Annotated in this window: 9 protein-coding genes; 2 read left to right on the forward strand and 7 right to left on the reverse strand. The window is 45.3% G+C overall.

What is annotated here, in order from left to right:
- The 5 genes from thrB to LDL40_RS11710 all read right to left on the reverse strand — a co-directional run.
- The coding region (gene thrB / locus LDL40_RS11690) for a homoserine kinase (protein WP_300995556.1) at positions 1-860 on the reverse strand (860 nt) is incomplete at its 3' end.
- A 1-nt stretch (position 861) separates the two neighbouring features.
- A complete protein-coding gene (gene thrA, locus LDL40_RS11695) occupies positions 862-3,321 on the reverse strand; it encodes a bifunctional aspartate kinase/homoserine dehydrogenase I (RefSeq protein WP_300995557.1) in 2,460 nt (819 codons plus the stop codon).
- A gap of 211 nt (positions 3,322-3,532) precedes the next feature.
- Entirely contained in the window at positions 3,533-4,504 is a 972-nt protein-coding gene (locus tag LDL40_RS11700) for a sensor domain-containing diguanylate cyclase (protein ID WP_300995558.1), read from the reverse strand.
- Positions 4,504-5,115, reverse strand: a complete 612-nt coding sequence (locus tag LDL40_RS11705) for a chemotaxis protein (protein ID WP_300995559.1) — start codon at positions 5,113-5,115, stop codon at positions 4,504-4,506. The genes LDL40_RS11700 and LDL40_RS11705 overlap by 1 nt, the downstream gene beginning before the upstream one ends.
- The gene (locus LDL40_RS11710; RefSeq protein WP_300995560.1) at positions 5,112-5,477 is read right to left on the reverse strand and encodes a response regulator; all 366 of its coding nucleotides are present in this window, start codon (positions 5,475-5,477) and stop codon (positions 5,112-5,114) included. The genes LDL40_RS11705 and LDL40_RS11710 overlap by 4 nt, the downstream gene beginning before the upstream one ends.
- A 278-nt stretch (positions 5,478-5,755) precedes the next feature.
- Here LDL40_RS11710 and LDL40_RS11715 point away from each other — a divergent pair, with 278 nt between their 5' ends.
- Both LDL40_RS11715 and rdgC read left to right on the forward strand, forming a co-directional pair.
- Positions 5,756-7,504 carry an ATP-binding protein gene (locus tag LDL40_RS11715; RefSeq protein ID WP_300995561.1) on the forward strand — a complete coding sequence of 583 codons (1,749 nt, stop codon included), beginning with the start codon at positions 5,756-5,758 and terminating at the stop codon, positions 7,502-7,504.
- Positions 7,505-7,630: 126 nt separating this feature from the next.
- On the forward strand, positions 7,631-8,527 hold the full coding sequence (rdgC, locus tag LDL40_RS11720; RefSeq protein ID WP_300995562.1) for a recombination-associated protein RdgC: 897 nt from the start codon (positions 7,631-7,633) through the stop codon (positions 8,525-8,527).
- A 53-nt stretch (positions 8,528-8,580) separates the two neighbouring features.
- On the opposite strand, the gene LDL40_RS11725 is transcribed toward rdgC, so the two are convergent.
- Both LDL40_RS11725 and LDL40_RS11730 read right to left on the reverse strand, forming a co-directional pair.
- Positions 8,581-9,420: an HDOD domain-containing protein gene (locus tag LDL40_RS11725; RefSeq protein ID WP_300995563.1), complete on the reverse strand. Its 840-nt coding sequence runs from the start codon at positions 9,418-9,420 to the stop codon at positions 8,581-8,583.
- Positions 9,421-9,502: 82 nt separating this feature from the next.
- Positions 9,503-9,940 (reverse strand): HIT domain-containing protein, encoded by a 438-nt coding sequence (locus tag LDL40_RS11730; protein WP_300995564.1) that lies wholly within the window; start codon positions 9,938-9,940, stop codon positions 9,503-9,505.
- Between the last annotated feature and the right edge of the window lie 60 nt (positions 9,941-10,000).

Genomic DNA, 10,000 nt, shown 5'->3' on the forward strand with positions numbered 1-10,000 from the left:
TGTTGTAAATAATCAGCAGCAAATTTGGCCTGAGCGTCATTTTGACAGACCGCAAAAATGGTTGGGCCTGCACCGGAAATCCCGACATGCCCAATGCCCTGAGCGGCTAAGGCTTCGCGCAGAGGCACCAGTTCAGGCATCAACTGCTGACGGGCCGGTTCGGCCACCAGATCCTGCAGTGATGCTAAGGCTTCAGCTTCATCCCAGGCATACAAAGCACTGATAAAACGGCTCAACATGCCAGCAAAAGCTATGCTGTGTTTAAGCGTCAATTGTTGCGGTAGCACCGCTCTTGCTGCTTTGGTCGACAGTACTGTACCTGGGTAACAAAGCACCACTTGCCAATGCTCAAACCAGGGTAAAGTGCGACATAACAATGGACTGTCCGGTAACATCAACAATAAACCACCGTAGAATGAAGGAGCTACGTTATCGTAATGTACAGAACCGCTGACACCACCTTCCAGCTGCGCCATGAGCTGGAGCAACTGGTAGTCATCCAAAGGTTTGCCAAAATAATCATTGAAGGCATAACAAGCGACCACTATTGAACAGGCGCTGGAACCTAAGCCACTGCCTACAGGCAAATTCTTCACCAGCTCCAGCTGCAATCGGGGCAAAGTACGGCCAATTTTTTGTTCAAAAGCGTAAAAACACTTCAGTACTAAATTATCATCAGTGTCTTGTGGCAACTGGTGCACATAACGCCCAGACAGAGTTAAGCTGTTTTGTGCCTGTTCGCCATGAATACGCAAAACGTCACCAAATAAAGAGCCATCAACAGGCTCAAAAGCAGCACCTAATAAATCAAATCCAACAGAAAAATTCCCTGTGGACGCAGGCGCAAAATACGACTTCATATTACATCTCCTGCTGCCAGGACAAAGTCCGCATCACATCACTGAACACACCAGCAGCAGTGACAGCGGCACCAGCACCATAACCACGCAATACAAAAGGAATAGGCTGGTAATAACGGGTATGAATAGCCAGTGCATTTTCACCATCTTTCACTTTCGCCAGCGGATGATCTACATCCAAAGCTTTGATAGCCACCTTACAACGGCCTTCGCTGATTTCGCCTATATAACGCAGCACCTGGCCTTTAGCTTTAGCCGCTGCAATACGCAAAGCAAAAGCCTGGTCAAGCTGTGGTAATTGCCGCATAAAACTTGGCACATCTGTACCAGGCGCAAAATCAGCTGGCAGCACACCTTCGACTTCAACATCGGTTAAATCCAACATCAAGCCAGATTCACGCGCCATGATCAGTAATTTACGGGCTACATCCATACCGGATAAATCATCACGAGGGTCAGGCTCAGTAAAACCTAATTCACGGGCTTTCGAAGTAACTTCAGACAGAGACTGTCCCTGCTCCAGTAAACCAAAAATATAGGATAAAGAACCTGATAATATCCCTTCAAATGCCACCAGCTCGTCACCGGCATTAAACAAGCCCTGTAAGGTATCAATGACCGGTAAACCAGCACCAACAGTGGTCTCATACAGGAAACGACGTCTGTGCTGCTGCGCTACCTGCCGCAGTTGGTGGTAATAGTCCAGCGAACCTGTATTGGCTTTTTTGTTTGGCGTGACTACATGGAAACCAGCTTTTAAGAAATCGACGTATAAGTTAGCCACTGGCTCTGCGCTGCTGCAGTCAATCAACACCGGATTGGTTAAGTGTTGCTCTTGTACAAAACGGCTTAGATCTGCCACAGAAAACTGGCCTTTGGCCTGTTGCATTTGCTGCTGCCACTGACTTAAATCTATGCCCTTTTCATCCAGCAATAAAGCTTTTGAATTGGCGATGCCATAGACCTTTAGCTTGACGTTACGCTGCTGTAAAAACTCTTGCTGACGCTGGAACTGAGCCAGCAACTCGCTACCAACCACACCACAACCGACCAGAAACACATCGATGCTGGGTATATGGCTGAAGAAGTTTTCATGGCAGACCTTCACGGCGTTCTGACAAGCTTTTTGCTCAACCACAGCTGAGATAGAACGTTCACTGCTATCCTGCGCTATAGCGACAACGTTCACCCGGGCTTGTGCCAGGGATGCAAAAAACTTGGCCGCCACGCCGCGATGCTGACGCATACCATCCCCCACAAGGCTCACAATAGCCATGTCGGATAAAATTTGCAGCGGGCGTAATAACTTACCTTGCAGTTCCAGTTCAAATTCAGCCTCAAGTGCTTTTTTAGCGGACGCTAAATCCAGTTGCGCGACACAGAAGCTGATACTGAATTCTGATGAAGACTGAGTAATTAAACTAACCGATACCTGCTCACGCGCCATAGTGGCAAACACACGGGATGCCATGCCGACCACACCTTTCAGGCCAGGTCCTGAGACTGTGATCAGCGCCAAATGCTCCAGGCTGGAGATACCTTTGACCAGTGAATCTCCGTTGTTGTTTGCATCAATACAAGTGCCAGGCGCCGATGGATTTAAGGTATTTTTGATGTAACAGGGAATTTGAAAACGAGCTAAAGGACCAATAGTTTTTGGATGCAGTACTTTGGCACCAAAGTAGGATAACTCCATCGCTTCGTCATAGGATAAATGATCAATCAGCTTAGCCTGTTTCACCTGACGTGGATCGGCACTGTAGACTCCATCCACATCAGTCCAGATTTCACAAACCGAAGCTTTGACTGCTGCAGCAACTATAGCTGCGGAGTAATCAGAACCATTGCGGCCTAATAAGCACAGCTCGCCCTGCGCATTGCTTGAGACAAAACCTGCCATCACGTAAACCTGCGCCGATTGCTTAGCTAAAGCTGCGGCAAAACTTTGTTCGGAAGCAGGAATATCAGCTACGGCATTTAAGTAGTCGCCCTGACTTTTGACTAAAGCCACAGAATCCAGTAACACAACATTGACTTGACGGGATTTAAACAGAGCCGTCATCAGGCAGACGCTGAACTGCTCACCCATACCAAGGATTTGCGCTTTAATATGATCCGGGCAATAGCTTAACAAACTAATACCGTGCAAACGTTCAGTCAGCTTTTGTTCCTGCTCTTCCGCCAGCAGTTGCACCGCTTTTAACTGCTCGGCATTTACTCTGAGCGCAGCCTCCGCGACTAACTGCGCCAGACGCTGCTTCCATTGTTGTAACAACGGCTGATAATCCGAGCCTAAAAAAGCTAAATCTGTTAACTCTACCAACAAGTTAGTGACTCCTTGTGGGGCAGATAACACCAGACCCACAGGCTGACTGCCAATTTGTTGCTGCACTATATCCGCCACCTCAAGGAAGCGGGTTACCGACGCCAGAGACGAACCACCAAACTTAAGCACCCTCATGTTTTACTCCTTGCTAAACGAAAAAGGCCCGTGACGGGGAGGTCACGGGCCTTTTTAAAAACAATACGCCGCCGACCTCCTACCCCGCAGGGTTGGTGGTAATAATAATGGTGAGTGTATTGCGGATTTGTGTCTTTTTCATACTGTCTATATGCTCAAAATTTTAGACGTCTGTCAATCTAAATGTTTAGATTATTCTAAAATTCACTGACTAATCTGTGGTCTTCAACAAAAATTCTGTTTCACCCGGACTAAAAGCAACCACTCTGTTCCGGCCATTCCTTTTCGCATTATAAAGTGCTACATCAGCTTGACCTATCAGGACTTCATGAGCACGCTCACCTGTATTAGTTAATTGTGCAACGCCAATACTGATGCTGCTTTGAATTGAGCACTCATTAAAGGTAACTGCAAGACTGCTCACTGCGAGGCAAAGGCGTTCAGCCACTTCAACAGCTCCTTGCAACGCCGTATTGGTCAGCACTATGCCAAACTCCTCGCCACCATAACGACCGAACCAATCTGTATCCCGCAACAAAGCACGGACTCTGGCTGATAATTCAATCAGTACTGAATCTCCACCTAAATGACCATATTGATCATTGAGTTGCTTGAATTTGTCCAGATCGAATAACAACAAAGACAAAGGTTGCTGATAACGCAGTGCTCTTTGCACTTCCAGTTTAAGCTGTTCTTCCCAATACCTTCGGTTTAAACATTGGGTTAAGCCATCAATTCTGTTGCTATGTTCCAGCTTCTGCAAGGTGCTTTGTAAATGTTGCTGGTAAACAAAAGTATCGGTAGCGTCCTCAATCAACAAGCAAACGTAACGTCGACCGGCTTCATCACTCAGAGGTAACATAGTGCAGTTTTGCGCCATATATTGACTCGAGCTGGTCATTGGCCTCATATGCGGCAACTTAATCACATAGTGACGTTGTTCCCAACTACTGAAAGAAGGACTTTGTAATTCAAGTACCGACGCAAATTTTCGCCTAAGCCAGGCTTCAGGTACATCAGAGAAAACCTTAAACAGGCTCTGCCCTCTAACCTCATCCAATTGCACTGAGCCATGACGCTGTAAAAAACAATTTAAATACACGAGCTGGAACTGCTCATCTACCACTAGCACACCACTGTTCAGCTGTTCCAGTACAGGGCCGGTTAACCAGTTGTCCGACATCAATATTCTTCCAAAATCCGAGTCAATATTTGCTGAATATTTACAACAGCCTCTCCTGGGATCAACAGCAACATATCGCAGTTAAAGGAGTGATCGATCAACTGATAACTAATATCGACTTTCAAAGCCAGCTCCCAATGATAAGCTGTTTCCAGCAAAGCTTGCGCAACATTGCCTTGTCTGGAGGACAACACCCTGGGTGCACTGTAAGACAAACTGTTGTCGATTTGAGTGGCAAGACCATTTAAAAATGTGGTGGTCAAAATGGAACTGATGTCTGTCAACATTTCAAGTTCCGAAATACTGTCGGTTTCGTAACCCAGCAACGCAGCAATACGATGGGCATTTTCCAGCTGATAAAGCACTATGGCTTCACCTCTTAAACCGTCATTGCCTAAAAAACCCTGACTGACCAATGCTGAATCGGTACTGCTGTATCTTGTCTCAAACTCAGCGGGTATTTGTGCAGAGCTCACCAGCTCTATAGCAGGTACCTGTAAATGCACAAAGGTGTTTAAAAAGCGCGCAAGTTTGTCACTGGCCAATCCCATCGCAACGTTGATCAACTCCTGCAAACAATCTCTTTGCTCTTCAGAGAATACTTTACTCATATCAGACCATATTGCTTCAGAATCACCACCAATTTTTCCGGATTGACGGGTTTGTGAATAAAAGCCAAAGCTCCCAGCTCAGTCACTCTTTTTTGCATTTCAGGTTGAATATCTGCCGAAATAACAATAACAAAACAGTCCATTCCTTCTTGCTTAATTGCTTCTAGCACGCCTATGCCGTCCAACTCTGGCATGGTGAGGTCTAAAAACACTAAGCCAATTTCCTGGCTACGCAGAATAGCCAGAGCTTCAACACCGTTTCCTGCAGTGAGAATATCGGCATCAAAGAACTCAGGTAAGGATTTGCGCACTTGTTTTCGTGCCAACAAGGAGTCGTCACAAATTAATACAGGTAACGTCATTAAAACAGCCTCTTTATTATTGCTTTATTTGTAGTCACTTCTTCGAGCACAGTTCAATGAGTGGGCAGCAATACCATACTGAAAGCTGCCACAATTTAACACCATTAAATACTGATTTTGCAGCAATCTGACAATTTATACCCACCATATTGCTAAAGCGGCTCTTGTTGCCTAGTCTCTAAGTTATTTATTACATATAGTATTTTCATTTAAACAGATCTTCTATAACTTAGTGGTTTAGCTGTTTATCATTAGGCCGAATTAAACAAGGTTGTTTCATGCAGCAGAAAAGTCTATCGCGTAAGCTGCTGACTAAAGTCTTGTCAGTATATTTTATCCTGACCTTTGTCGTGACTTTAGGTCAGATTGTTGCCGAATATTTCAACACCAAAGATCACATCAATGGCGAGTTAGCGACACTACAGCAAACTTTCTCTGGTAGCCTGACCCGAGCCATTTGGGAATTAAATACTCAGCAAGCATTGATCATTGCCGATGGGCTACTGGCTATTCCCGCGATCGAAGGCATTATAGTGCGGGATGATAGCGGCGCTGTCATCACCCAATTAGGCCGTTACATTGATATAAGCGAACGCTACAGCAATCAATTGGTGCAGGAAGGAATTCGCTTAACTGAACAGAATTCCGGTTTATTTGGCTATACCTTTCCGCTTATTTTCGAATTTTCCGGCCGTGCTACTCAAGTTGGTGACGTGACTTTATTTTCCAGCAGAGCGGTAGTTCTGGATCGGATTAAAGTCGGCATTTATTTTTTGGTCGGCAATGCGGTGTTAAAGACTACTTTCTTAATAATACTGTTTTTGCTCGCTTTCCGTAGCCAGCTCACCTTACCTTTGAGCGAGCTGACACAACAAATTGAAGATTTAGAGCTGGACCACCTTGAAGGCACTAAAGTTGAAGTAAGGCACGATGAAGCCAATGAACTGAGTGTGATGGCTGATGCGTTTAACCGCTTGATTGCTCGTGTTCAGGATTACAAAGTTCAATTGGAAAGCACTCAGAAGCAACTTCTGCATTCCAACGAAAAGCTCGACCAGCATAACTTACTGCTAGAGCAGGAAGTGGCACGCAAAACTTCAGGTCTAAGTCAGGCTATGATGGATTTACAGCAACAAAAGCAAGAATTGGAAGTAAAACAACAGGCCTTGCGTGAAGAAATTGAGCGTCGTCGTCACAGTGAGGAAGCTTTACGCGGTAAACAAAGTGAGCTGGAAAAAACTGTAGATGATTTGAAACAGGCGCAGGACCGTTTAGTGCAGTCAGAAAAAATGGCTGCTTTAGGTGGTTTTGTTGCAGGCATTACTCATGAAGTGAATACTCCGGTGGGCATAGGTGTGACAGCGACCAGCTTCCTCGCTGAAAAATTGGCAGCCTTAGATGCAGCCTACAAAGATAAGACTTTATCACCTAAGGTGCTGGAACATTTTATCGAAGAAGCGAAACAAAGCACTTCCCTGCTGCAATCGAATCTAACCAGGGCTTCTGAGCTTATAGCCAGTTTTAAACAAATCGCTGTGGACCAAACCAGTGATGCCATCCGTACTATTAATCTGGCGGAATACCTCCATGAAGTGATCCGCTCCTTACAGCCTAATTTCAAAAAGACCCGCCATCATATTGATGTCAACTGTCCGGAAAGTCTGATGCTGAGCTGTCCTGCAGGAGCAATTTCGCAGATCTTTACCAATCTTTTAATGAATTCTTTAATTCATGGTTTTGAAGAGCTGGAAGAAGGTTATATCCGTATTACAGTGCTGGATGAAGGTCAAATGGTGGATATTACCTATTCTGACAATGGCCGTGGCTTGACACAGGAACAACTGGAAAAACTATTCCACCCGTTTTTCACGACAAAACGTGATCAGGGAGGCAGTGGTTTAGGTACCCATATTACTTACAATCTGGTGCGCCAGACACTGGGTGGTTCTATCCAGGTCAGCAGCGAGCCAGGCCATGGACTGAGCTACCATATTCGTTTCCCCAAAAATTTAAAACGTAATTCCTGAGCCTGCAGCAAAGTAAAACAGCCCGGTTTAAAGCGCCGGGCTTTATTTTTTTAACGGAAAAACTCTAAACCCCGCAGCTGAACTCTGTATACTAAGCCGCATTTCTTAGGCTTAGAGTAGTTCAACATGTGGTTCAAAAATTTACGCTTATACCAGGTCACTGAAAATTTAAACACAGACCAGGAGCAATTAGAGCAGGCCTTAGCCGCATTCAAATTTACCCCTTGCACCTCGCAGGAAGCTATTAAAATGGGCTTTACCAGCCCTTTGCATCCTAGTCTGAAACAATATTGCCATCAAACTAATGATGTGATGTTGTTTGCCGTAAAACGGCAGGAGAAAGTGCTGCCTGGTTCAGTTGTTAATGAAGAGCTGGCACCCAAAATTGATGCGATGGAGCAGGAAAAAGGCCGTCCGTTAAGTCGCAAAGAAAAGCAGGCGTTAAAAGAAGAACTGATCCAGACACTGCTGCCACGTGCCTTTAGCAAATCTAGTGTCACCACAGCTTTGTATGACAAACAACAAGGCTGGTTACTGGTGGATACCAGCAGCGCCAGCCGAGCTGAGGAGTTACTGGCTTTACTGCGAAAAGCCTTTGGTTCTTTGCCGGCAATGCCATTGCTGGACAATCACCAATTGAACCAACAACTACATTTTTGGTTGCAAGGCAAAGAATTACCGGAAGGTTTTCAGTTAGGCGCTGAAGCTGAATTAAAGGCTCCGGATGAAGAAGGCGCTAAAGTACGCTTTATCAACCATTTGTTAAGTGCGGACGAAGTTCAAAGCCACTTACAGGATAAATTAGTGACTAAGCTGGCATTAGAGCAAGATGAAAAAGTAACGTTCCTGATCTGCGATGATGGCAGTATCAAAAGACTGAAATTCCATGATCTGTTGTCAGGCTCAAATGAAGAAATGGGCTGGGATGATGTAATAGGCCGATTAGATGCAGATTTATTACTGATGACCGATGCGTTACGCCATGCGCTGTTACCGCTCAAGGCAAATATCAGCACTGAATAGCCTACAGACTCAAAGCCCGGATGAGACTCCGGGCTTTGCTGTTTCTCGATGGCTTAGCTAAATAACGCTTTGACTTCCTGTGAAATCAGATTCACTTCAGCTAACTCCATAAAGTTAGCGTCTGGCACTATACGACGATCTATGTAGGGTTGCAGAGCCTGAAGCCGGCCCGTGCCCTCCAACGGTCTCTGTACCAAAGCTCCAAGCCTGATAAAATCTATGTAACTGACCTGAGCCTCCTGATAGGAGCTATTATTCCAGTTCTGCACTATCTGGACATAAGTATCAGAAAAATCCCATGCCCGCATAATGTTAGCACCGATCTGACCTGACAAAGTATTGATCGCATTTTCTAAAAATTGCGGATCACCAAACACAGTTTGATAACGTTCCGCCTCTGTCAGAATAGGTAAAGCACCGATCAGGTGCATCAATCCAGCCAGTGTCATCACGTCCAGATTAAGATTGCAGTGTTTGTTTTCACCTATATAAAGCTTTAAACAGGCAAGCGCTATACTAGTAACATTAACGCTGTCACGCCATACCTGAGCCATTCGCTCTTTAATCTGCTCGTGCTGCGAAACAAAAAGCTGCTCCATCGCCATGGCTGTAGCAATGTTTTTCACCTGACTCAAGCCTATGCGGGTAATCGCCTGATTCAGCGAATTGACCTTGATAGACCTGCCCATAAAAGCACTATTTGCTACTTTGATCATACGGGCTGCCAAGGCCGGATCCTGAGCTATAACGTCCGTCATCATCACTAAGTTGCTATCGGGATCGTCCGCAGTTCTCCTAACCCGAATTGCCATCTCAGGTAAGGTCGGCAAAACCAGCATGTCAGTGCGGATTTTCTCAATCAGAATGGTCAATAAGGCATTTTCAGCCGACATAACAGGGTTCCTTACAACGAAATTTTCAGGCAATCAAAACCAGTAAAAACCAAGAAAGATTAGAAAGGCAGAGCTAATTCTACTAGTTTAGAACGGAACCGTCATGAGAGTATGGTAATAACCGTAACTTTTGTTTTATTTGCTCTAATTGATCTTCACTATAAGCTTTGGCAGGCAGTTTCCCCCACACAGGTGCAGGCCAGGCGCTATCGTGTTCATAACGCACAATATGATGCAGGTGCAGCTGGGGGACCATATTTCCAAGCGCTGCAATGTTCAGTTTTTTAGCCTGAAATTCAGTTTTCAGAAAACGGGATAACATGGCACTTTCGTGCCACAGTAAGGCTCTGTCATGGTCAGTTAAATCAATAATTTCTACCATACCAGCACGCTTTGGGATCAGAATAAACCAAGGGTAGTTGGCGTCGTTTTGCAGGCGCAACTGACAAAGAGGCCAATCAGCCAGCCATATACTGTCCCGTTCAAATTCCGCAGCAAGCTGAAACAGATCAGTGCTCACTATGTATCTCCTCTGAGGTCTGTTTTACCGCCGCAACTAAGGCAACAAATTCATCAACCA

This window comes from Rheinheimera sp. (assembly GCF_020217005.1).
In the GTDB taxonomy this organism is placed as follows: Bacteria; Pseudomonadota; Gammaproteobacteria; order Enterobacterales; family Alteromonadaceae; genus Pararheinheimera.